The organism is Streptosporangium nanhuense (genome assembly GCF_059358815.1).
In genome coordinates, this window is sequence record NZ_JCADBG010000014.1 from 173,935 (window position 1) to 197,538 (window position 23,604).

Genomic DNA, 23,604 nt, shown 5'->3' on the forward strand with positions numbered 1-23,604 from the left:
CCGGCGGTCCCCCTGCCGGGGACTACGACGACGCCCGGACGACCAGTTCCGTGGACACGATCACCGGCTCGGCGGGGCCGCCCTCGAAGAGGGAGAGCAGCAGGCGGACCATCTCCGCGGCCTGCTCGGCGTGCGGCGTGTGGACGGTCGTCAGCGGCGGGTCGGTGTAGCGGGCCGCCTCGATGTCGTCGTAGCCCACGATGGCGACCTCCTCGGGAATGCGCCGGCCCGCCTGGCGGAGCGCGTGCATCGCCCCGATCGCCATCAGGTCGTTGGCGGCGAAGACCGCGTCGATCTCCGGGTCGTCGGCGAGCAGCTGCCGCATCGCGACCGCCCCCGACTCCCGGGTGAAGTCGCCGACCGCGATGATGGAGCGGCGGTCGGAGTCGCGGAGCACCTCGCGGTACCCGGCCAGCCGGTCCTGCCCGCCGATCATGTCCAGCGGCCCGGCGATGGTGGCGATGCGCCGCCTGCCCCGTTCCAGCAGATGCCGCACGGCCGTGGCGGCGCCCTCGACGTTGTCGTTGTCGACGTACGGCATCGCGACCGGCACGGCGGGCCTGCCGTAGGAGACGACCGGGACGCGCAGCCGGGTGAGCGCGACCGGCAGCGGGTCGGCGCCGTGGCTGGACACGAGCATGACGCCGTCGACGTGGCCGCCGGCGATGTAGTGCTCCACCCGGGCGTGGCTCTCCGGCGACCCGGCCAGCAGCAGCACGACCTGCTTGTTGACGGCCTCCAGCTCCAGGCTGGCCGAGCGGATGACGGTGGAGAACATCGGGTCGTCGGAGAACACCCGGTTCGGCGACTCCGAGACGACCAGCGCGACCGAGTTGGTCGTCTGGGTCACCAGGTTCCTCGCCGCCCCGTTGGGGACGTAGCCGAGCTCGTTCACCGCGCGCATGACCAGGTCCCGGATGTCGGCGGTGACCGTGGTCTGGCCGTTCACCACCCGGGAGACGGTCGACCGGGAGACCCCGGCACGGGCGGCGACCGCCTCCAGGGTGGGTCGTCTCATCGTCTTCTTCCCCTACGGTCGGTTACAGTCCGTTACGCGTGATGACATCGCGGTACCAGAGCGCGCTGTCCTTGAGCAGACGCCGCTGGGTGGCGAAGTCGACGTGCACGATCCCGAACCTACGCCGATACCCTTCGGCCCACTCGAAATTATCCAGCAGCGACCAGACCAGATAACCCCGCACGTCCGCGCCGTCGGCGATCGCGGCGTGCACGGCGCGCAGGTGGCCGTCCAGATACTCGGTCCTGCGGGTGTCGTGGACGTGGCCGTCCTCCACCACGTCGTCGAAGGCCGCGCCGTTCTCGGTGATGAGCAGGCCGACCTCCGGGTAGTCGTCGGAGAGCCGCACCAGCAGGCGGGAGAGGCCGTTCGGCACGATCGGCCAGCCCATCGCGGTGGCGGGCACGCCGTCCGCGGGACAGAACCTGACGTCCTCGCTGCCCGGCCACGCCGCGTCGGCCGCCTCGCCGGGCCCCGCCTCCACGACGCACGGGTTGTAGTAGTTGATGCCCACCAGGTCGATCGGCTGGTTGATGGTCGCCAGGTCGCCGTCCAAGATGTGGCCGGTGCCTCCGTTGCGCCCGACGACATCGAGGAACCCCTGGGGATACTCCCCGCGCAGCGCCGGGTCGAGGAACTGTCTGACCAGCATGGTGTCGATCCGGGTGACCGCCTCCGCGTCCGCCTCGGAGGTCTCGGCCCCCGGGTCGCTCACCTGGGCGGGGGTGATCACCGGTGACAGGTTCAGGACCAGCGAGATCTCCTCCGCGCCGCCCTCGCGCAGCACCCGCGCCGCCATCCCGTGCCCCAGCAGCAGGTGGTGGGCCGCGCGCAGGGCCGCCGCGGCGTCGGTCCTGCCGGGCGCGTGCACCCCGTTGCCGTAGCCGAGGAAGGCGGCCACCCACGGCTCGTTGAGGGTCGCCCAGTTGCGGACCCGGTCTCCCAGCCGCGCGTGCACGGCCGCCGCGTACTCCTCGAAGCGGTGGGCGGTGTCGCGCTCGGGCCAGCCGCCCGCGTCCTCCAGCGCCTGCGGGAGGTCCCAGTGGTAGAGGGTGGCGTACGGCGTGATGCCCGCCTCCAGCAGCCTGTCCACCAGGCGGCTGTAGAAGTCGAGGCCTCGCGTGTTGACGGCCCCCTTGCCGTACGGCTGGACCCGGGGCCAGGCGATCGAGAACCGGTAGGCGGCCAGGTTCAGCTCGGTCATCAGCCGGATGTCGTCGGCGTGGCGGAAGTAGTGGTCGCAGGCCACGTCGCCGGTGTCACCCCCGGCGACCTTGCCCGGCGTGCGAGAGAAGGTGTCCCAGATCGAGGGCTCGCGGCCGTCCTCCTTCACGGCTCCCTCGATCTGGTAGGACGCGGTGGCCGCGCCCCAGACGAAACCGGTGGGGAAGTCCGCACGCCCTTCCGTAAGGGTGGCCCCCCGAGTGCCGACGACGGTCATCGAACCTCCTTGAGTGTGGAGTCCCCGAGTTCTGACTCTGGGGCGGAAACGCGGCGCGGTGTCACGCGGATCGGTAGGGTGTTCGACGGTGGCGACAACCAAGCCGCCGATGTATGACGTGCAGTAACCTCGCCGCCGGGCCGGCGGAGAGGTGAAACGCCTGTGGAGGCGACGTAGGACCCGATCGGCGCGAGCCGGGAGGGCGGTTGCCGATGAATCAGGAAGCCCGACCCGCGAGGGTCGGAATCCCCCGGCTTCGGCTGCGGGGAGGAGGTCAACCCTTCACCGCTCCCTGCATGATTCCTCCGATGATCTGTTTGCCGAGTAGAGCGAACACGATGACCAGCGGCAGCGTGCCGAGCGTGGTACCCGCCAGGCCGAGCACGTAGTCGTTGACGTATCCGCTGGCAAGTGTGGACAGGGCGACCTGGACCGTCGGATCCTCCGGGGTCAGGACGACCAGCGGCCAGAAGTAGTCGTTCCAGACCGACATGAAGGTGAGCATGCCGAGCACGGCCGCCGCCGGGCGGGCGGCCGGGAGCACGACGTGCCAGAACAGGCCCCAGGTGGTGCAGCCGTCGACCCGCCCCGCCTCGAGCAGCTCGGTCGGCAGCGCCCGGGAGAGGTACTGGGTCATGAAGAACACGCCGAACGCGTTGACGAGCGCAGGCACGATCAGCGCGTACATGGTGCCGGTCCACTCCAGCTTCACCATCAGCATGTACAGCGGGATGATGCCGAGCTGGGTCGGCACCATCATCGTCGCCACGGTGAGCAGGAGCAGGGCGTTGCGGCCGCGGAAGCGCAGCTTGGCGAAGGCGAACCCGGCCAGCGTGGAGAAGAACATCACCGCGATCGCGACGGAGCCGGAGACGATGACGGAGTTGAGCATCGCCAGCGCGAAGGGGACCGTGTCGAAGACGCGGGCGACGTTGGCGAAGAAGTTGCCTCCGGGGACCAGCGGCGGCGGCACGTCGGCCAGGGCGGCGTTGTCGCGGGAGGCGACCACGACGCTGTAGTAGAGCGGCAGCATGGAGAAGAACGCCACCGCGATCAGCGTCAGGTAGGTGAGCCTGCGGGCGGCGCCGCCGGAGCGCCGCCGGACCGCGGAGACGGCGGTGTGAGCGCTCACGACAGCCCTCCCTTCCCGCGACGGGTGAGCAGGTAGTTGACGCCGGCGACCACCACGATGAAGACGAACATCATCCAGGAGATGGCCGAGGCGTAGCCGAAGTCAAGCTTGGTGAAGTTCTCGTAGATGAAGAGTGAGAGCGTCTGGTACTGCCGGTCCACCCCGCCGGTGATGATGTAGGAGCTGAACAGCAGCGGCTCGGCGAGGATCTGCATCGCGCCGATCGTCGAGGTGATGACGACGAAGATGATCGTGGGTTTGATCATCGGGATGGTGATCTTGCGGAGCTGGGTCATCCCGCTCGCGCCGTCGATGGTGGCCGCCTCGTACAGCTCGCGCGGTACGGCCTGCATCGCCGCCAGGAAGATCAGGGCGTTGTAGCCCGTCCACCTCCACATGATCATGGTGGAGATGGCGAAGTGGGAGCTCAGCACGCCCTCGTTCCAGGCGACGCCGTCCACGCCGACCAGCGAGAACACCCAGTTGATCATGCCGAAGTCCCGGCCGAACAGCTGGCTGAAGATGACCACCACCGCGACCACGCTGGTCACGTTGGGCAGCAGCAGCGTGATGCGGAAGAAGGTCTGCGCCCGCAGCGGCCGGTTGAGCAGGTGGGCCAGCCAGATGGCGAGCAGCAGCTGCGGCGCGGTGGACAGCACCCCGATGGACAGGGTGTTGAAGGTGGCGTTCCAGAAGTAGTCGTCGGCGAGCAGCGTCCTGAAGTTCTCCAGGCCGACGAAGGTCTGCTCGTCCTGGAGCAGCGTCCACTCGTGCAGGCTCACCCAGGCGGTGTAGGCCAGGGGGAACAGCCCGAACGCGGAGAACAGCAGGAAGAAGGGGGCCACGTAGGCGTACGGCGAGCCCTTGACGTCGAGTTGGTGGACCAGGTGGCGGCGGAGGCGGGGAGGTCGCTTCGGCCGGTCGGGTGGGACCGCCGCCAGGCGATCGGGCGCGCGGGTGGCCATGGCAGCTCCTTTCGGCGATTCGTTGGACGGCGGGAGGCGTGCGGCTCGCGGGGACGGCCGGAGGGGTGCCCCTCACGGGGGCGGGAGACGCGCCCTTGGCGGGGACGACGTGCGGCGGGCCGCTCGCGGGGACGGCGGGAGGTCGTGCGCGGGGACGGCGAGAGGTCGTGCGCGGGGACGCGCGGCGGGCCGCTCGCGGGGACGGCGGGAGGGCGCAAGCAGGTGGCCGACCGGTGCGAGACCAGTCGGCCGGGGGCGACTACTTGATCCTGCCGACGTCCTTGAGCGCCTGAGCCCAGGCCTCCTCCGCGTTCTGCTTGCCCTGGTCGACCCGCTGGAGGCCGTTGCCGATCGCCTGCAGCACGTCACCGGCCTTGGGACCCACCGGCTGCGGCTTGAGCGCCTTGGCGGCGTCGGTGAAGATCTTGCCGATCGGCGCGTTGCCGAAGTACGGGTTGACGTAGTCCTTCACCGCCGGGTCGTCGTACAGGGCGGGCAGCGAGGGCAGCGCGCTGGCCTCCTTGAAGAGCTTGATCTGGCTCTCCTTGTTGGTCAGCAGGTCGATCAGCGCCGCGGCCTCCTTCGGGTGCTTGCCCTGCTTGGGCAGCATCAGGTGGGTGCCGCCCTGGTTGCCGCCGCCACCGGGCACCGCGGCGATGTCCCAGGTGCCCTCACCGGGCTTCTGGTCCTTGATCGTGCCGGTCTTCCAGGCCGGACAGACCATGGTGGCGAAGGTGCCCTTGGCGATGCCGGTGTTCCACGGCGGCGAGAAGGCGGCGAGGTTGGCCGAGAGACCGTCGTTGATCATCTTCACGCCCGTGTCGTACGCCTGGCGCACGGCCGGGTTGGTGGCGGCGACGATGTTGTACTGGGCGTCGTAGAAGCCGATGGGGGCCTGCTCGACCATGGCGCGGAAGTGTTCGCCGGGGCCGTCGGTGAACTTGGCGCCCTCGACCTTGCCCGCGACGAACTTCTTGCCCGTCTCGATGTAGGCGTCCCACGTGGGCCAGAGCGCCGAGACCTCGTCGCGGTCGGTGGGCAGCCCGGCCTTCTTGAACAGGTCGGGGCGGTAGCACATGGCCAGGCCGCCGACGTCGGTGCCGAGGCCCAGGAGGGCGGAGCCGTCGCGGGAGACGCCCAGATTCCACTTCCAGTCGAGGTACTCGCTCTGGCGCTTGTCCAGGCCGTACTCCTTGAGGTTGTGGAACTTGTCCGGCACCGGGGTGAAGGCGCCGATGTAACCGCCCTCGACGGCGACCACGTCCGCGGCGCCCGCGCCGGTGGTCAGCTGGGTGATGAGGTTGGTGTGGTGGTCGTTGAACTGCGCGCGGCGCTCCACGATCTCCACGTTGGGGTGGGTCTTCTTGAACTCCTCGTACAGCGGCGCGAAGTGGAAGTCGCTGAACAGCCCGACGGTCAGCTTGATCTTCTCGGCCGGCGCGGAGGCCGCCCCGCCGCTCCCCGCGGTCTCGGCGCCACCGCCGCCGCAGGCGGTCAGGCCCAGGGCCAGGGCGGAAACGGCGACCATCGGGGCGAGGAACCGCTGGCGTGACTTACGCATGGAACCCTCCTAGGGTCCTCATAAGTGATCATGGAGAGAGCGCTCCCTGAGCAGATTGATGCCAAGCGGGTTACGTGTCAACGGCCCCCCCGACGTCGATCGGAGCTCGGCGATCAGCTTTTCATGGAGAGCGCTCTCCCAAGCCATTGGGCATTTCCGCAGGTCAGAAAGGTTTCTAGGTTAAATTTTCTCGTGGATGGAGCGTTCCCACGATGAAAGGTCACATTAAGGTCGCGTTTCCGCCATGTTCCACGACGCCGTGCCGAGTCCTTGACACTCCTTGAGGAGCGGGTCACTCTCTTTCTCAGAGAGCGCTCCCCAGTGACTCTTCCCGTGGCTCCACGCGCCGCCGGACACCCGCGGCGCCGATGGACGCCGCCCGTGCGCGAAGTGCTGCCCCATGACCCGCCGCGCCCGGTGACCGCCGTCCGCGGGCCGGACGCTCCCGGCAAGGGCGACGCGGAGGGCGTCCCGGCCCCCATGGCTCTCGTGGCGACGCCGGAACCCGTAGAGTCGTTCGGCCGGTCGGAAATCGACCGGCGCGTATCCAACCAAGGAGAACCACGTGGCACTGGAGAAGCCGGAGATCGACTTTCCGGAAGGCGCCCCGCCCTCGGAGCTGGAGATCGTCGACATCGTCGTAGGGGACGGCCCGGAGGCCAAGCCGGGGCACCAGGTCACCGTGCACTACGTCGGCGTGGCCTTCTCGACGGGCGAGGAGTTCGACGCGTCGTGGAACCGCGGCGACGCCTTCCAGTTCCCGCTGGGCGGGGGCCGGGTCATCGCGGGCTGGGACCAGGGCGTCGCGGGCATGAAGGTCGGCGGCCGCCGCCGTCTCACCATCCCGCCGCACCTCGGCTACGGCAGCGCCGGTGCGGGCAACCGCATCAAGCCGGGCGAGACGCTCATCTTCGTCGTGGACCTGATCGGCGTGAGCTGACGCCCAAGGCGAGACGGCACGGGCGGGCGGGCCTCACCGGCGACGGGAGGCCCGCCCGGCGTGTTCCCCGGGTCCGTTCACTCCGGGTCCGTTTGTCCGGCGCGCCCGTTCGCCCCGCGCACCCGTTCGCCCCGCGCGCCCGCTTGTCCCGCGCGCCCGTTCGCCCCGCGCGCCCGTTCGTCCCGTGCGTCCACCGTGTCCTGGGCGTCCGTCACGTCCCCTGTGTCCGGCACCGTCCCCCGCGTACCTCAACCGGGCGGTCATCTCGTGTTCAGGGGATTCGAGGAGAGGGTTCACCCGCCCGGAAACGCGACGACTCCGAAAAGCAGCGCCGCACCTCACCGAAATGCCACGTGCAGCTCTTAAGCTGACCATTGTGTTGTTGATCGACCTCGCGCGCACCTCGGCGGCCGTGACCGCCAGCTCCGCCCGGCTGGCGAAGACCGCCCACCTCGCGGAGCTGCTCGGCAGGATCGAGCCGGACGAGGCGGAGATCGCCATCGCCTACCTCTCCGGAGAGCTGCCGCAGCGCAACGTCGGCGTGGGCTGGACGAGCCTGCAGGACCCGCCCGAACCCCGGCTGGCCGCCACCGCCACCCTGCGCGGGGTCCACGACCTGCTCGACCGGATCAAGGCCCTGGCCGGTCCCGGCTCGCAGAGCGCGCGCAGAACGCTGGTCGCCGAGCTGTTCGGCTCCCTCACCCGCCAGGAGCAGGTCTTCCTGTCTCGCCTGCTCCGGGGCGAGCTGCGCCAGGGCGCGCTCGAGGGAGTGATGATCGAGGCCGTGGCGAAGGCGGCCGGGGTGCCCGCCGCCGAGGTCAGGCGGGCGCTGACGCTGCGCGGCTGGCTTCCCGCCGTCGGCGCCGCCGCCCTCGGCGGCGGGGTCGAGGCACTGCGCGCCTTCCACCTGGAGGTCGGCCGCCCGGTGTCGCCGATGCTCGCCCAGAGCGCCACCTCCATCGCGGCCGCGTTCGGCAAGCTCGGCGGGCCGGCCGCCGTCGAGTGGAAGCTCGACGGCGTCAGGGTCCAGGCGCACCGCTCGGGTGACCGGGTCGCCGTCTTCACCCGTGCCCTTGAGGACATCACCGCGCAGGTGCCCGAGCTGGTCGAGGCGATGAGCGCCCTGCCCTCCCGCGACCTGGTCCTCGACGGCGAGGTCATCGCGCTGCGCGCCGACGGCCGGCCCGAGCCCTTCCAGGTCACCTCGGGCCGCGTGTCCAGCCGTACCGACGTGCCGCGTGCCAGGGAGAGGACCCCGCTGAGCGTCTTCTTCTTCGACGCGCTGCGGGTCGACGGCGCCGACCTGCTCGACCTGCCGGGTGAGGCGCGCCACGCGGCCCTGGCCGCCGCCGTGCCACCGGAGCTGGTGACCCCCCGCCTGGTCACCGGCGACGTCGCGGACGGCGAGGCGTTCTTCAAGGACGTGATCAGGAGCGGCCACGAGGGCGTGGTGGTCAAGTCACTCCTGACGCCCTACGCGGCCGGGCGGCGCGGCGCGGGCTGGATCAAGGTGAAGCCCCGGCACACGCTCGACCTCGTCGTCCTGGCCGCCGAATGGGGCAGCGGCCGCCGCGAGGGCAAGCTCTCCAACCTGCACCTGGGCGCCCGCGACCCGCTGACCGGCGGGTTCGTCATGCTCGGCAAGACCTTCAAGGGCCTCACCGACGAGCTGCTCGCCTGGCAGACCGACCGCTTCCTCGGCATCGCCGAGGGCCCCACCGACGGCTGGACGGTCACCGTGCGCCCCGAGACGGTCGTCGAGATCGCCTTCGACGGCGTGCAGCAGTCGAGCCGCTACCCCGGCGGCATGGCGCTGCGCTTCGCCAGGGTCATCCGCTACCGCACGGACAAGACCGCGGACCAGGCCGACACCGTCGAGATGGTCCGCTCCCTCATGCTCTGACGTCCCTCATGCTCTGACGTCCCTCATGCTCTGACGTCTCCCATGCTCTGACATTCCGCCGCGCGGTCACCGGCTCCCGTACGCGTGGCCTCCCGCGGCCGCCGGTTCACGGGACGCCGCGGGTGTCATTTCACGAGACGCAGGGTCAAGGGGTACCGGAAGTCGCCGTCGCCCGCCGCGGCCACGGCGCCGACCACCGACAGGACCACGCCGCCGATCCACAGCAGGGGCGTCAGGACGAAGCCGATGAACGTGATCGCCAGCACGATGGTGGCCGCGAGCATCGTCAGCTGGAAGTTGAGGGCCTCCACCGAGTGGGCCCGGACGTAGGGCGAGGTCTTGCCCGCGGTGAGCATCATGACCGCCGGGCCGATGACCGGAAGGCCGATCAGCGGGAGCAGGTGGGAGGCCATCGCGCCCAGACGCTCGGCTCCGGTGTCACCTCGCCCGGCGGGACGGACGTGATGCCCCTGACCCATGACGGGCGGGTAGGGCACGGGCCGGGCCGGATGCGTGCCGTACAGCTCCCGCATGATCGGGACGAGATCACCGTGGACGCGGGCCGTCATCGCCCGCTCCAGCCTGTCGTCGAACTCGATCTTGTCGAGCCTTCCCTCCGCGTAGGCGGCCTGGACGTGCTCGACCACCCGTTCACGGTCCTGGTTGCTGACCCGAAGCTCCGCGTGACCGGGCTGGGACCCCGTCGCCGGCACTCCCCCGTACCCCGGGCCTGCTGGTGTCGCTGTGCCTGCCATGAGACCGATACCCTTTCGTCGCCGCTTCGACCTCAATGCTCGTTCAGATTGTCGGCCCGGTACATCAGGATGAACCCCCATAAGTCCCTGAGACCCATCCCTGGCCTTCCGCCATGGGACGAGCAGGAGAGGTATACAAGGAAATATGAGATGGCGAGATCGCTATGGGTTGAGGCGCCTGCGCGGGCCGAAGATCGCCAAGTACGACCGCGCCACGACCGACGCCGACATCGAGGCGCTCATCGCCTTCGCGAAGTCGCGCCGGGGCGTCGAGTTCTACGTCGAGCCCGAGACCTTCGCGACGAACACCACCGCGGTGGCCGTCGCCGACGACGGTGAGTGGACCCGGCGCCGGGTCGGCTCCCCCGCGGTGATCCGCAAGGTGGCCCGCGACCTGGCCCTGCCCGTCTACGACGTGCAGCTGACCGGTTATCCGCCCCGGATGAGGGCCTACAACGAGCGTCAGAAGCGCGCGGAGGGCTGAGCCGGGAGACCGGCCGCACACCTCGTCACCGGAACATCACCTGACCTGATCGAGTTCACCCGGCTCGTCGGGACGTCACCGGCATCGGGGAGACCCCGATCCTCCGGTGACGCGGGAACACGAAGGACCGGCGGCCGCCTCGTGGCCGGGGCCGCCGGACTCCTCCGCCCGCCGGACTCCTCCGCCCGCCCGGCCCGTGCGCCTCAGGTCCGTGCCACCGCGCCCCGCCCGCCCGGTCTGCGCGTCCAGGCCCATGCCGTTGCGCGGTCTTCCCACCATGCGGGATTCCCCTGGTTGGAGCGGCCGGCGAGAGGCGATCTCGATACGTGCCGAGCAATGTCGTACTGGAGTGCGAGTGGCCGGGGGGTCGGCCGCGTAATCTTTTTCTTCCCTTCAGGTGAGTACCCTCCGAAGGTTGCAGCCCGCGATCATGAGTCGCTATGTAAAACAGGATTTATGCGTATTTGTACGTTTCATGTTGGTGCATGGTATGCGCTGAAGAGTGATGCCGATGGATTTCAAGATTCTTGGACCGATCGAAGTGCGCACGGCCAATGGGCAGACGATCGCCCTCGGACGGCGCAAACAACGAGTGTTGCTCGCCGCCCTGCTGCTCAATGCGGGCAAGGCGATCCCCACCCATCGGATGCTCGACTGGTTGTGGGGTGAACAGGCTCCCGCCAACGCCGAGTCGAACCTCTACACCTATATCTCCGCGCTACGCCGGGCACTCGGTTCGCCTTCCCGGATCGAGGCGGGCTCCAACGGCTACGTGCTCCGGGTCGCCCCCGGCGAAATAGACGTGAGATTGTTCGAGGAACTCGCCGCTCAAGGCCGCCTGATGTTATCCGAAGGGCGAAATGACGTCGCGCTCGAACGGTGCACGAGGGCCCTGGGCCTCTGGCGCGCCGAGTCGGTCCTGGAGGGGCTGTCCCTGCCCGAGCCGTTGCGAGGCGAGGCGGCGCGGCTGGAGCGGCTGAGGACCACCGTCGTGGACGCCTCGCTGGAGGCCCGTCTGGCGCTGGGCCAGCACGGCGAGGTGCTTCCGGACCTGGAGGCGTTGACGCGCAGGGATCCGCTGAACGAACGGCTCCGGGCCCAGCTCATGCTCGCCCTGTACCGTTCCGGCCGCCGGGCCGACGCGCTCGCGGTGTACCAGCGCGCGCGGGAGATGCTCGCCGCGGAGCTGGGCGTCGACCCCGGCCCGGACCTGATCCGGATGCACCAGCAGATCCTCGTCGACGACTCCGCGCTGGCGGCGCCGTCACCGTCGGTCATCGCCCGCAGGGTCTTCGCCCCCGCCGAGCTCCCGATCGACTCGGCCGCCTTCACCGGGCGTGCCGCCGAGGTCTCACGGCTGCGGACGGCGCTGGTCTCCGCGGCCCCCGGCCAGCTCGTCGTCTCCGCGGTCGCCGGAGCCGCCGGGATCGGCAAGTCGGCGTTCGCCGTGCACGTGGCCCACCAGATCGCGGACCGGTTCCCCGACGGGCAGCTCTACGTGAACCTGCACGGCTCCACCCCCAACGTCAAGCCGCTGCACCCGGCCGAGGTCCTCGCCCGCCTGTTACGCTCCCTCGGCGGCGACGACGCGGCCGTGCCGACCGAGGTGGACGAGGCCGCCGCGCGATTTCGCTCGCTGACCGACGGCAGGCGCCTGCTGTTCCTGTTCGACAACGCCCGGGACGCCGCGCAGGTACGGCCGTTGCTGCCGGCCAGCCCTGCCTGCTGCGTGCTGATCACCTCCCGCAGGATGCTGACCTCCCTGGACGCCGCCGCGCACCTGCGCCTCGACGTCATGGCCGACGACGAGATGACCACCCTGCTGAGCCGCCTGATCGGCGAGGAGCGCGTCGCCGCCGACCCCCGGGCCGCGCGCGCGATCGTACGGCTCTGCGGCGGCCTGCCGCTGGCGATCAGGATCGCCGCCGCCCGGCTGATCGCCCGGCCCGGCCTGTCGCTGCGCGGCCTCGCCGCCCGCCTCGCGGTCGAGGATCACCGCCTGTCCGAGCTGCAGGCCGACGACCGGGCGGTCCGGGCCTGCTTCATGGTGAGTTACCGCAACCTGGAGGCCGAGCACTCCCGCATGTTCCGGCTGCTGAGCCTGCTCGGCGGGTCCGACATCAGCGTCCCGGTCGCCGCGGCGCTGGCCGACCGCCCGGAGGAACAGACCGCCGATCTCCTGGACCAGCTCGCGGACGCCCAGCTCCTCGAGGTCCGCGACGCGGACCGGTACCGCATGCACGACCTGCTCTGCCTGTTCGCCCGCGAGCGGACCCGGCTGGAGGAGACCGAGGAGGAGCAGGTGCGGGCCGTACGGCGGGCGCTGCACAGCTCTCTCGTCATCGCCTGCACTCTCGGTGACGTGTGCAACCGGCGGACCAGGCGGGACGCCAAGTTCGGCCACCTGGCGCTCGGCCGCTTCGGCATGCCTCACGAGGGCTGCACGGCCGACCCCCGATGGCTCAACGCGAAGATGGCCGACCTGATCTCCACCGCGCGCCAGGGGTCCGGCGTGGCGGGGGACGGCGGCGGCCTCCCGATCGCCCACGGCCCCGCCCGGCACCGGTCGTCGTACGGGTGGGGCGGCTAGGGACACCCCGAGGCTCCCCGGGACGTCCAGTGTGCGCGGCGGGCGCGGCCACCGCGCCCGCCGCGCACACCGTGCCCGCCACGCCGGCCGGCCCGCCCCTCACCGCCCGCCGGATGGGAGCGCTCCCCCTCATCGACGGCGACAGGAAATGAGCGATCCAAACCAGCGGGGAACGTGAACATGCTGAAAATAATTTCAGCGAACAACAGCCGAAATCACGGGGATTTACACGCTTGAAATATTCTCACGTACTCTCGCCGTAATCGCCGGATCCGGCATGCCCGAAATCATCGCCACACGCGACTGCCGTGACCACGGGATCCGCGAAAGACGAACCGGCGAGTTCGCGCGCCGCGCCCCCCTTTTCCGCTCAGGGTTCATCGCGCGGGCGTCAACCTATACAGACTTGTATGGTGCGAGGTATAGCAGCATTTAACACCATTAGCGAGTTATCTCTTGTCTTCTCATACCTCTAGAGAGAAGGCCGGCACCTCGCACAGGAAGACCCAGGGGCTGACCGGTGACAGCGGCGGTAGTGCCGCAGGAGCCCGACGGGCACCCACCTCGCGACGATTGCCATCCTCGGACCAAACTCATCTGTCACGCCAAAAGCTGAAAAATCGCGGGAAAACGCCAGGAAAGGGCGGACGTGTCTGAGTTAATCGGCATCGATGAGTGTGAAAACCTTACCGTGAAGCAGGTTCAGAACCTGTACGGGAAGTACGTCAGCCGCAGCCAGGTCAACCTCATGACCTCGTTCGGCTTCGGCCGCGAGCTCGCCGAGCGGGCCGAGGGCGCCTGGATCTGGACCCGTGACGGCCGCCGGATCCTCGACGTCACCGGCGGGGTGGGCGTCCTCAACCACGGCCACAACCACCCGCGCATCCTGGCGGCCCGGCGCCGCTTCGCCGAGGCGAAGCGCATGGAGGTCCACAAGGCGTTCTTCTCGCCGTACGTGGCCGCGCTGAGCCACAACGTGGCCACCCTGCTGCCCGGCGACCTGAACATCTCCTACTTCCCGAACTCGGGTGCCGAGGCCAACGAGGGCGCCATCAAGATGGCGTACAAGTATCACGGCGGGCGGCGCAACACCATCCTGCGGTCCGACATCAGCTTCCACGGCAAGACCCTGGGGGCCGGGAGCCTGACCGGGTCGTCGGAGAACTCGTTCCGCTTCCCCGGGCTCCCGAACATCGTCGTCCACCCGTACGGCGACCTGGAGGCCGTACGGGCTGCGGTCGACGCCGCGCGCACCCCCGACGGGAAGTGCGACGTCTACGCGATCATGGTCGAGCCGTTCAGCGCGTCGAGCATGCGCTCCTGGCCGGAGTCGGACCTTCGCGAGCTGCGGCGGCTCTGCGACGAGCGCGACATCATCATGATCTTCGACGAGGTGTACACCGGCTGGGGCAAGACCGGCAGCCTCTTCTACTTCATGCGCTATCCGGACCTGCTGCCCGACATCCTCGTCTACTCCAAGTCGCTGGGCGGCGGGAAGGCGTCGATCGCCGGGTACACCGCGCGGGAGCCCATCTTCCGCAAGGCCTACGACCGGCTCTCCGACGTCATCCTGCACAGCACGACCTACTACGGGTTCGGCGAGGAGACCGTCACCGCGATCGAGGCGATCAACGTGATCGTCGAGGACGACTACCCCGCGCGGGCACGGCAGATCGAGCGCATCCTGAAACCCGGGCTGGAGAATATCCAGAAGCGCCACCCGGACGTCGTCGGCCAGGTGACCGGCACCGGGGCGCTGTGGGGGGTGTTCCTGACCGGCGGTCCCAAGGTGCTCGACCTGGCCGGCAAGCTGGTGCCCGGCTTCTCCAGCGACCCGCACTTCCGCACCAAGCTGATCACCCTCTCGGTGATCGCCGACCTCTACAGCGAGCACGACATCGTGTCGTACTACAGCCCGAACGTCGAGAACCCCCTCGTCGTCGCGCCGACCCTCGCCATCGAACCCGACGACGTCGAGTACTTCGTGCAGAGCCTCGACAAGACCCTGTCCAAGGGCCTGCCCCGGTTGCTCGCCCGGTTCGTGCGGGAGAAGGTGGGATCGCGGTGGCCTCTCGGGTCGTAGTGACCGGCAGCGCCGGGATGCTCGGCGGCAACCTGGTGCGGCGGCTCGTGCTCGACGGCCACGAGGTGGTCGGCGTGGACCTGCGCCCGCCGTCCGACCCGGACCCGGGATGGAGCCACCGGGTCGGCGACGTGCGCGACGTCTCGCTGATGGCCGAGGCGATGGCCGGGGCGGACGCGGTCGTGCACTGCGCGGGCGCGCTGCCCAGCTATCCGGCGGAGCAGATCCAGAGCCTGATCGTCGGGGGCACGCACAGCGTGCTGGAGGCCGCGCGCCGGGCCGGGGTGGAGCGGACCGTCCACATCTCCTCCACCGCCGTGTACGGGCTCCCCAAGCTGGTGCCCACTCCTGAGGAGCATCCGCGCGAGCCGGTCGACCCCTACACCAGGGCGAAGACCGAGGCGGAGGAGCTGGCCGACAAGTACCGGGCCGGCGGGATGTGCGTGCCGATCCTGCGCCCCAAGACCTTCCTCGGCCCCGGCCGGATGGGCCTGTTCGCGATGCTCTTCGAGTGGGCCGAGGAGGGCCGGAACTTCCCGGTCCTCGGCCGCGGGGACGTCCGCATCCAGATGCTCGCCATCGAGGACCTGGTGGACGCCGTGGCCGGCGTCCTGACGGCACCGGCGGACGTCGCGAACGACACCTACAACCTCGCGGCCGCGGAGTTCGGCACGCTGCGGGAGGACTTCCAGGCGGTGCTCGACACCGCCGGTCACGGCAAACGTGTCGTGTCGCTGCCCGTCCGGCCGGCCCTGGCCGGGCTGCGGCTGCTGGAGCGGACCCGCCTGTCCCCGGTGTACGGGCGGCTGGTGCACAAGCTGCTCGCCGACTCCTACGTCAGCATCGACAAGGCCGGGGAACGGCTCGGCTTCCGGCCCCGGCTGTCCAACAGGGACGCGATCCTCCGCACGTACGCCTGGTGGCGGGAGCGTCGCGACGCGGGCCCGGCGCGGGGCGCCGGCCAGACCAGCCGCGACGCGTGGCGGCAGGGCGCGCTGTCACTGGCGAAAGTCTTCTTCTGAAGTGACGGGGAAAGCATGTACGTCGTCGAATCGGCAGACATTCCAGAACTCCCGCGGCCCAGGGGACCTGCCTCGGACCAGGAAACGAAGGCCCGGCCACGCCTGGTCACGGACCTCTTCAGGCTGATCCGGCCCTCGCACGCGGCCAAGGCGATCCTCCTCGTCCCGCTCGCGCTCATCGACACCTCCCTGTGGACCCTCTCCAACGTGGTCGAGGTCGTCCTGGCCACGGTCGCGTTCATCCTGGCCTCCTCCGCCGTCTACGTCGGCAACGACATCGCCGACCGGCACCGTGACGTGCACCACCCCGTGAAGCGCCACCGTCCCGTCGCCGCCGGCCGCGTGGGGATCAGGGTCGCGTACGCCTACTGCGCCAGCCTGCTCGCGCTGCTCAGTGCCGTCATCCTCCTCACCCCGGGGCCGTACTGGCCCATCGTGGTGTACCTCCTGATCAACATCGCGTACAGCCGCCGTCTCAAGCACATACCGCTGGTCGACGTGGGCACGGTGGCGATCTGTTTCGTGCTGCGGGTCGTCCAGGGCTACGAGGTGGCCGGGGGGCGGGCGGCCACCTGGTTGCTGGTCGCGGTGTTCTCGATGTCCCTGCTGCTCCTCATCGGCAAGCGGCGCCAGGAGCTGAAGACCGGTGCCGCGCACCGGCCCGCGCTGCACGGCTACTCGATGGAGCTGACCAACTGGCTGCTGCAGATCGCCTCGGTGCTCGCCCTCGTCTCCGGCCTGATGTACCTGCGCGACGAGGGCCCGTTCGGCCCCCAGTACGGCCAGACGGCGATGCTGCTGTCCACGCCCTTCGCGCTGTTCGCCCTCTTCCGCTACCTGCAGATCCAACTGATGGACGAAGGCGGTGGTGACCCGGTCCGGATCCTGCTGCGCGACCGTGTCATGGTCGCCAACTCGATGTTGTGGGCCGCCACCCTGGGCGTGACGCTCGTGCTCGCCCAGCATCCCGTCCCGTTGTGAGAGCGACACGGAAGGACAGAATGGAAGTCCGCATACTGGGTCCGGTCGAGGTGACCGTCGACGGCCGTCGCGTTCCCCTGGGGCCACCGCAACGACGTGCGGTACTGGCCGCCCTGGCGGTCGACGTCAACCATCCCGTACCACTTCAGATGTTGATCGACCGGGTCTGGAACCTCCCGCCGGACCGGGCGACGGATTCGCTGTACGCCCACATCGCGCGCCTGCGGCAGGCACTGACGGGAACCGCGGGAACCACCGTCTCCATCGAGCGCCGCGGCGGAGGCTACGTGCTGGAGGCCGACCCCGACCGGGTGGACGCCCACCGCTTCCACCGGCTGGCGAAACAAGCGCAGACCCACGCCGGCGACGACTCCACCCGGGCCGCGCTGCTGGCCGAGGCGATGGAGCTGTGGCGCGGCTCGCCGCTGACCGACATCTCCGGAGACTGGGCCTCCCGGATGCGCTACAGCATCGAGCAGCAGTTCGTCGGCGCCGTGGTCACCTGGGCGCAGGCGCACCTGCGGCTGGGGCGGCCCGACGCGGTGGTCACCGAGCTCACCCCCCTCGTCCCCCGCTACCCGCTCGTGGAGCCGCTCGCGAGCATGCTGATGCGCGCTCTCTGCGCCCTGGGCCGCACCGCGGAGGCGGTGGCCCAGTACGCGCGGCTGCGCGGGTATCTCGCCGACCACCTGGGCATCGAGCCGGGGCCGGAGCTGCGGGCGCTGCACCAGGAGATCCTGCGCGGCGACCACGACCGGCCGACCTGGGTGGCCGAGGAGGTGGTCCTGGCCGGCGCCCAGCACGCCGTCTCCGGCTGGGCGCCACTCGGGCAGCCGCCACGCGCCGAGCCGCTGAGCTGGACCCGCCCGGCGGCCCACGTGCCCGGCCGGGTGCTGTCCCGGCCCTGACCTTCTCCCCCGGCTCCCCCGGCTCCCCGGGCTCCCCCGGCCCCTGGGAGCGCCTTCGCCGGACCTTCCCCGGATGACCCGCTCACCGGCTCCTCCCCGGACCATCCACTCACCGGGCTTTCTCTCCGGGTCATCCACTCGTCGAGATGACCAGGTGCTGCCCGCTGTGGTCGGAGAGGCCCCCCGACCGCACCAGCCCGTACCGGTGCACGGTGACGTCCGGCGTGGTGAACGCCCAGTCGATCCGCCACAGCGGCCACCGGTCGTCCCAGGAGGTGGGGTAGAGCGATCCGAGCACCGGGGTGGCGTCGACCAGCCGGTCCGGCAGCAGGCGCAGGATGCCCATCGCCGGTGAGGCGTTGAAGTCCCCGGCCAGCACGACCGGGTGCGGATTCCTCTCCACGTCGGCCGCGATCGCGCGGAGGTTGGCCTGCCGCCGCTCGTGCTGGGTCCGGTTGAGGCGGCGGGGGTCCGGGCCCTTCGGGAACGCGTGGACGGGGGAGTTGATGTGCGTGTTGTAGAACGAGACGGTCTTCCCGCCGTCCCCGCCGACCTGGATGTCGGTGCGCAGCGTCTTCACCGCGGAGAAGCCGGGCAGGCCCGGGTCGGGGGGCAGGACCGCGTCCTGTTTCTCCGACACCCACGGGCGGAGGTCGAGCCCCCGCTCCGAGACGATCGGGAACCGGGAGAGCGTCACCATCTCGCTCGCCACCGCGACGTGGTAGCCGGGAAACTCCCGGCGCAGCCTGGCCAGGTCGTCCACCCGGATCGCCTTGGAGTCCGGGCCGAAGTAGACGTACTCCTGCAGGAGATACACGTCCGCCTTCTGCGCGTGCAGATACCGGTAGAAGTCGTCGACGTCGCGCGACGGCGTGCCGGTGGGCGGGGGCATCGTCACCTCGCCCACCACCATGTCCCAGTACAGCGTGTTCCAGGAGAACACCGTGATCGCGTCCGGCGGCGCGGGCGGGGGGCGGTGCCACAGGGCGGCGAGGTTGAGCCCGCTCGCGCCCCCGCCGAGCACCAGGGAGGCGAGCGTCACCGCCGCGATCCACCCCCGGGCCGTGCGTGCGGGCAGGGCCACCGCGAGCAGCAGGACCGGCAGGACCGCGAAGGCGAGCGGCGGGACGAGCTCCGGGGCCTGCCACCACCACACCCGGCCGGACAGCGCGCGGTGGAGCGCCACGAACACCAGCCAGGCGACCGGCGCGGACAGCAGCGGCCAGGTCCGCCAGCGCGACCGCCGGGCGGGCGGGGGCCCGGCGGTCGCGGTCACGACACGCGTGTCGGTCATCGGCGGCGGCCGGATCCGGGACGCGCGTGCGGCGCGGGCGGGCGGGGACGGGCCATCACGCCGCCACCCGTCACGCCATCCGTCATGCCACTCGGCATGTCGTCACCCGTCGCGCCGCCCGGCACGTCGCCGCCCCTCGCGCCGCCACGCGTCACGTCGCCGCCTCCCCGGCGGCCGAGGGGCGCACGAGCAGGTCCGAGTCGTAGAGCCCGCGGAACCTGGCGGAGCAGAACCACTGCGCGACACCGGCCGCCACCCCGGCCGCGATGGTGACGTTCACCACGAAATGCACCGCGCCATAGTAGAGCAGGAAGATCGGGCCGCGCCTGCGCAGCACGAACCGGTACATGCCGAGGTCCGCCAGGATCGACACGGCCAGGGCGAGGCCGGGCAGGGCCGCGCCGGCCGGGCCGAACAGCGCCACCGCCGGGAGCGTGGCCAGCGCCGCCAGCGCGGCGAGGCTTCCTCCGGCCCGGTTCGAGGTCTCGAACCCCCGGGCGAAGCGCTTGCGCCGCGCGTACAGCGGCACCCGGGCGCGTCCCCGCTTGAACAGCTTGCGCAGCAGCTTGAACAGCTCGTCGTCGTGGTCGTGCCGGGAGCGCACCTTCGAGGTGAGCACCATGTCGTAGCGCTGGGTGAGGCGGTGGCCGTAGTCGACCTCCTCGGTCTCGCGCAACCGGGTGTTGAACGGCCCGACCTCGTCGTACACGTGGCGGGGCATCGCGACCATCGCCGGGAAGAGGAACGAGATGGGCCCCTCGGAACTCGCCGTCCAGTAGTAGTACTGCAGCGCCCGGTACTCCTCGACGAGACTGTCGCGGATCAGCGGCTCCGGGTCGTGGATGCTGCACACCGCCCCGAGCCGCGGGTCGGCCGCGAGCATGCCCACCGCCACCTCGACGGAGTCGGGATAGACGGCCACGTCAGAGTCGACGAACACCAAGATCTCGCCACGGGCGTGGGTGATGCCGAGGTTGCGCGCGCCGGCCACGCCCATGTTGCGCTCGGTGTGGACGACCCTGACGCCGAGCCGCTCGGCGACCGCGACGGAGTCGTCGGTGCTGCCGTCGTCCACCATGATCAGCTCGATGGGCCGGTACGTCTGCTCCTGCAGGGCGCGCAGGCACAGCTCCAGCGAGGTCGCGTAGTTGTAGTTGGGTACGACCACCGATACCAGCGGGCCGGTCATCGCTCACGCCCCCATCGCCGGCGCGGACGCCTCCGGCATGTCGTAGGTGCGCCGGAACTTGCTGGACAGCACGCACTGCGCGGCGCCGACGAACACCGCCACCCCCACGGTGACGTTCACCAGGAAGTGGACCGCGGTGAAGTAGACGGTGAACGCCGGACCGGCGTAACCCCATACGAAGCGGTACATCCCCAGGTCGGAGGCGACGAAGCCGGCCAGCAGCACGAGCGGCACGAGCAGCCAGACCGGGCCGAGCAGGACCGGCAGCGCCAGGGCGACCACCGCGAACAGGGCTGCGAGCGAGCCCCAGCCGCGGCTGCTGTTGGTCGGGCCGCCGTTGAAGTCCGGCCTGCGCAGGTACAGCGGGATGTGCAGGCGCGCGCGGTGGAAGAACTTCGACAGCACCACGCTCAGCCTGTCGTCGTGGTCGTGCGCGCCCCTGATCCTGGTGTCCAGCACGATCCGGTAGCGCTGGGTGATCCGGTGGCCGTAGTCGGCGTTCTCGCTGTGGCGCAGCGCCGGGTTGAGCGGGCCGATCTCGTGGAAGACCCTGGTCCACATCGCGAAGATCGCCGAGTAGATCGTGGTGATGTCGCCCGCGTCACCGGAGATCCAGTAGTGCAGCTGGAGGCTGCGGTAGCGCTCCACGCGGCTGTCGGGGATGAGCGGCTCCGGCTCGTACGTGCCGCACACCACGCCCAGCGTGGGGTCGGCGGTGAGCAGCTCCACCGCGTTGCCGACCGTGTCGGGGGTGAGCGCCACGTCCGAGTCGAGGAAGAACAGCACCTCCCCGCGCGCGTGCTCGACGCCGAGGTTGCGCGCCGCGGGCGCCCCGATGTTGGTGTCGGTGACCAGCACCCGCACCCCGTGCCGGTGCGCGATCTCCACCGAGTCGTCGGTGCTGCGGTCGTCGACGACGATCACTTCGATGCGCGGGTAGTCCTGCCGCTCCAGCGCGCTCAGGCACAGGTCCAGCGTACGGGCGTAGTTGTAGTTGGGAATGATGACCGAGACCAGTGGCCGCTGCTCATCCATGGTCGAAGACCCCTTCGGGTTGGCGGGCGCCCGCCGGCCGGGAGGGGATCCTCCCGGCGGACGCTCGCACGCGTTGGTCTGTTCCGATGCTCGACATGGCTACTTGTCTCCCGCCGGAGCCGGCTCAGGTTCCGCCGCCTGTCGCGGCTCCGGTTCTGGCGCGGGCACCGGGGCGGGAGCACGCCGCAGGACGGTCGGAGCCGGTTCCGGTTCCGGCGCGGGCACCGGGGCGGGAGCACGTCGCAGGACGACCTCCGCCACCGCCAGCGCCGCCGCTCCCAGCGCCACCTCGCCGACCGTAGAGACCAGCCGGCTGGCCACCGCCACCACCGCGGCCGCCGGCGCGGGCAGCACCACCGTCAGGGCGGCGGTCAGCACCGCCTCGCGGACGCCGATCCCGTCGGGCAGCACGACCGTCAGCATCCCGACCGTCGTGGCCAGGGTGAACGCGCCCACGCACAGTCCCAGGGAGGGCAGCGGGTCGGCCCCCATCGCGACCGCGAGCAGCCACAGGTGCAGGCCGGTGACCAGCCAGGACACCGCCTGCGCGACGACCGCCAGCCGTATCCCCCGCGACGAGGCCGTCCTGGCCGGGTCCGGGCGGCGCAGCAGCCGCAGCAGCAGGCGCGCGCCGTGGTTGACCAGCTGCGGCCGCACCAGCACGACCACGACCAGCATCGTCGCCGCCGCCACCAGCCACGCCACCTGGGTGCCGAGCATGTGCACGCCCGCGAGCAGCCCGATCGTGAGCCCGGTCAGCAGGACCAGGCTCATGCTCAGCGCCGCCGTGCCCATCAACCGCCCGAAACCGACGCCGTTGGCCGTGGCCACCTTGGTCGCGGCGATCAGGCCGGGCACCTTCCCCGGCACGTACTTGCTCAGGAACGTCACGAAGAAGACGCGTGCCACCCGCGGTTCGCCGACCGGCGGGCCGAGCTCCAGCAGCACCGCCCGCCAGGCCAGGTAGCCGAACCCCAGGCCGGCCATGCTGATCAGCAGCGCGCCGGCCAGCAGGAGGCCGATCCGCCCGCCGTCGCTCCTGGCGAGCATGACGGAGACCACGCTCCAGTCCTGCCCGGCCAGTGCCACCGCCACCGCGCCCACCAGGACCAGCGCGAACGCCGCGACCAGGGCGCGCACGAGCGCGCGCGGCGGGCGCCACGACGGCAGGCGCCACGTCGGGCGCCACGGCCGGCTCTCGGTCACTCGGGCGCGCCGGCCGAGGAGACCCGGGTCAGACCGGTCTCGGCCGGGTGTCCCTGGCGGCGGAGCAGCTCGTAGACGAGCCTCGGCAGCCCCGCACCGGCCCCGAGGAAGAACGCCGTGTGGTAGCAGAACTGCATCGAGGCCATCAGCAGCGCGAAGCCCGCGCCCCGGTAGCGGTAGGAGTATCGGAGGAAGTCACGGTTCACCGTCACGAACGCCGCCAGCAGCAGCGCGAGCACCACCAGCAGCCACGGCGCGAAGAAGACGAACGGCAGCGTGAACAGGCTCAGCGCCGCCGAGACGGAGGAGATCCGCGGCGGCAGGCGGCGGGTGCGGGGATCCGGCCCGATCATGTCCAGCCGGAACCCGATCGTGTCGTCGTCGTACAGCCGCCGCGCCCGCAACATGATCACCGGCAGGGTGCTGGCCCTGACGAACCGCTCCCACATGCACTCCCAGAACCGGTCGACGTCGTCGGCCCTGGTGACCACGGTCGCGGTCACCACCAGCCGGTACCTGGACGGCACCCGGTTGCCGAACTCGAAGTCCTCGCCGTCGCGCAGCCGCTCGTCCAGCCCGCCCGCCTCGCGGTAGACCGTACGCGGGATCAGCGAGTTGGACAGGAACGTGGACACCGCCCGCTGGCGGTCGAAGTGCTCGGAGAAGACGCGGTATCTCTCCACCGGGCCGTCGTCGTACAGCGGCTCCTTGTCGTAGATCCCCTGGACCATGCCGCAGTCGGGCGTCTCCTCGTAGGCCCGCACCGCGTTCTGTATGGCGTCCGGGGCGAGCGCGGTGTCGGAGTCCACGAAGAAGAGCAGGGGCGCGGTGCTGGAGTCGACCCCGGTGTTGCGCGCCCCCGACGGTCCCTGGTTGGTCGGCAGCTCGACGATCGTGCACGGGAACTCCCGCGCGATGTCCAGCGAGCCGTCCGTGCTGCGGTCGTCGACCACGATCACCTCGGCCGGGGGGTACGTCTGCGCGTACACCGCCTCCAGGCAGGCGCGGAGGGTCTTCTTCTTGTTGTAGTTCGGCACGATGACCGCGACATCCTCGGGTCGCGCGGTCGCCGGTTCCGTCATGTGCGTTCCTTCCGC

Annotated in this window: 19 protein-coding genes; 8 read left to right on the forward strand and 11 right to left on the reverse strand. The window is 70.6% G+C overall.

Annotation, left to right across the window (positions count from 1 at the left end; all coding sequences use genetic code 11):
- Positions 1 to 22: 22 nt before the first annotated feature.
- From AC5L38_RS26235 to AC5L38_RS26255, 5 genes are all read right to left on the reverse strand, one after another.
- On the reverse strand, positions 23 to 1,018 hold the full coding sequence (locus tag AC5L38_RS26235) for a LacI family DNA-binding transcriptional regulator (RefSeq protein WP_495245473.1): 996 nt from the start codon (positions 1,016 to 1,018) through the stop codon (positions 23 to 25).
- Between the two features lie 22 nt (positions 1,019 to 1,040).
- Positions 1,041 to 2,459, reverse strand: a complete 1,419-nt coding sequence (locus tag AC5L38_RS26240; RefSeq protein WP_495245474.1) for a GH1 family beta-glucosidase — start codon at positions 2,457 to 2,459, stop codon at positions 1,041 to 1,043.
- Positions 2,460 to 2,733: 274 nt separating this feature from the next.
- Positions 2,734 to 3,591: a carbohydrate ABC transporter permease gene (locus AC5L38_RS26245; RefSeq protein WP_495245475.1), complete on the reverse strand. Its 858-nt coding sequence runs from the start codon at positions 3,589 to 3,591 to the stop codon at positions 2,734 to 2,736.
- The gene (locus AC5L38_RS26250) at positions 3,588 to 4,556 is read right to left on the reverse strand and encodes a carbohydrate ABC transporter permease (protein ID WP_495245476.1); all 969 of its coding nucleotides are present in this window, start codon (positions 4,554 to 4,556) and stop codon (positions 3,588 to 3,590) included. Before AC5L38_RS26250 ends, AC5L38_RS26245 begins: the two co-directional genes overlap by 4 nt.
- A 259-nt stretch (positions 4,557 to 4,815) precedes the next feature.
- Positions 4,816 to 6,117 (reverse strand): ABC transporter substrate-binding protein, encoded by a 1,302-nt coding sequence (locus AC5L38_RS26255; RefSeq protein WP_495245477.1) that lies wholly within the window; start codon positions 6,115 to 6,117, stop codon positions 4,816 to 4,818.
- A gap of 565 nt (positions 6,118 to 6,682) precedes the next feature.
- Between AC5L38_RS26255 and AC5L38_RS26260 the strand changes: the two genes are divergently transcribed.
- Together AC5L38_RS26260 and AC5L38_RS26265 are read left to right on the forward strand one after the other, a co-directional pair.
- Complete coding sequence (locus AC5L38_RS26260) at positions 6,683 to 7,057, forward strand: FKBP-type peptidyl-prolyl cis-trans isomerase (protein ID WP_495245478.1); 375 nt, start codon at positions 6,683 to 6,685, stop codon at positions 7,055 to 7,057.
- Between the two features lie 376 nt (positions 7,058 to 7,433).
- Positions 7,434 to 8,960 carry an ATP-dependent DNA ligase gene (locus AC5L38_RS26265; RefSeq protein ID WP_495245479.1) on the forward strand — a complete coding sequence of 509 codons (1,527 nt, stop codon included), beginning with the start codon at positions 7,434 to 7,436 and terminating at the stop codon, positions 8,958 to 8,960.
- Between the two features lie 125 nt (positions 8,961 to 9,085).
- Here AC5L38_RS26265 and AC5L38_RS26270 read toward each other — a convergent pair whose 3' ends face one another.
- A complete protein-coding gene (locus AC5L38_RS26270; RefSeq protein WP_495245480.1) occupies positions 9,086 to 9,715 on the reverse strand; it encodes a DUF1707 and DUF4870 domain-containing protein in 630 nt (209 codons plus the stop codon).
- 145 nt (positions 9,716 to 9,860) lie between these two features.
- Between AC5L38_RS26270 and AC5L38_RS26275 the strand changes: the two genes are divergently transcribed.
- The 6 genes from AC5L38_RS26275 (at position 9,861) to AC5L38_RS26300 (ending at position 17,783) form a co-directional block, all read left to right on the forward strand.
- The gene (locus AC5L38_RS26275; protein ID WP_344747987.1) at positions 9,861 to 10,199 is read left to right on the forward strand and encodes a hypothetical protein; all 339 of its coding nucleotides are present in this window, start codon (positions 9,861 to 9,863) and stop codon (positions 10,197 to 10,199) included.
- A 511-nt stretch (positions 10,200 to 10,710) separates the two neighbouring features.
- Positions 10,711 to 12,789 (forward strand): AfsR/SARP family transcriptional regulator, encoded by a 2,079-nt coding sequence (locus AC5L38_RS26280; protein ID WP_495245481.1) that lies wholly within the window; start codon positions 10,711 to 10,713, stop codon positions 12,787 to 12,789.
- Positions 12,790 to 13,480: 691 nt separating this feature from the next.
- Positions 13,481 to 14,872 carry an aspartate aminotransferase family protein gene (locus tag AC5L38_RS26285; RefSeq protein ID WP_495245482.1) on the forward strand — a complete coding sequence of 464 codons (1,392 nt, stop codon included), beginning with the start codon at positions 13,481 to 13,483 and terminating at the stop codon, positions 14,870 to 14,872.
- A complete protein-coding gene (locus tag AC5L38_RS26290) occupies positions 14,854 to 15,894 on the forward strand; it encodes an NAD-dependent epimerase/dehydratase family protein (protein ID WP_495245483.1) in 1,041 nt (346 codons plus the stop codon). Before AC5L38_RS26285 ends, AC5L38_RS26290 begins: the two co-directional genes overlap by 19 nt.
- Before the next feature lie 15 nt (positions 15,895 to 15,909).
- On the forward strand, positions 15,910 to 16,875 hold the full coding sequence (locus AC5L38_RS26295) for a UbiA prenyltransferase family protein (RefSeq protein ID WP_495245484.1): 966 nt from the start codon (positions 15,910 to 15,912) through the stop codon (positions 16,873 to 16,875).
- Positions 16,876 to 16,895: 20 nt separating this feature from the next.
- Positions 16,896 to 17,783 carry an AfsR/SARP family transcriptional regulator gene (locus AC5L38_RS26300; protein ID WP_495245485.1) on the forward strand — a complete coding sequence of 296 codons (888 nt, stop codon included), beginning with the start codon at positions 16,896 to 16,898 and terminating at the stop codon, positions 17,781 to 17,783.
- 130 nt (positions 17,784 to 17,913) lie between these two features.
- Here the strand turns inward: AC5L38_RS26300 and AC5L38_RS26305 are convergent, their stop codons facing one another.
- From AC5L38_RS26305 to AC5L38_RS26325, 5 genes are all read right to left on the reverse strand, one after another.
- A complete protein-coding gene (locus AC5L38_RS26305; RefSeq protein ID WP_495245486.1) occupies positions 17,914 to 19,077 on the reverse strand; it encodes an endonuclease/exonuclease/phosphatase family protein in 1,164 nt (387 codons plus the stop codon).
- A 151-nt stretch (positions 19,078 to 19,228) separates the two neighbouring features.
- Positions 19,229 to 20,266: a glycosyltransferase family 2 protein gene (locus tag AC5L38_RS26310; protein WP_495245487.1), complete on the reverse strand. Its 1,038-nt coding sequence runs from the start codon at positions 20,264 to 20,266 to the stop codon at positions 19,229 to 19,231.
- Positions 20,267 to 20,269: 3 nt separating this feature from the next.
- On the reverse strand, positions 20,270 to 21,301 hold the full coding sequence (locus AC5L38_RS26315) for a glycosyltransferase family 2 protein (protein ID WP_495245488.1): 1,032 nt from the start codon (positions 21,299 to 21,301) through the stop codon (positions 20,270 to 20,272).
- Positions 21,302 to 21,400: 99 nt separating this feature from the next.
- Positions 21,401 to 22,507: a lysylphosphatidylglycerol synthase domain-containing protein gene (locus AC5L38_RS26320; protein WP_495245489.1), complete on the reverse strand. Its 1,107-nt coding sequence runs from the start codon at positions 22,505 to 22,507 to the stop codon at positions 21,401 to 21,403.
- Positions 22,504 to 23,589, reverse strand: coding sequence for a glycosyltransferase family 2 protein (locus AC5L38_RS26325; RefSeq protein ID WP_495245490.1), 1,086 nt, complete (start codon positions 23,587 to 23,589; stop codon positions 22,504 to 22,506). Before AC5L38_RS26325 ends, AC5L38_RS26320 begins: the two co-directional genes overlap by 4 nt.
- Positions 23,590 to 23,604: the final 15 nt, after the last annotated feature.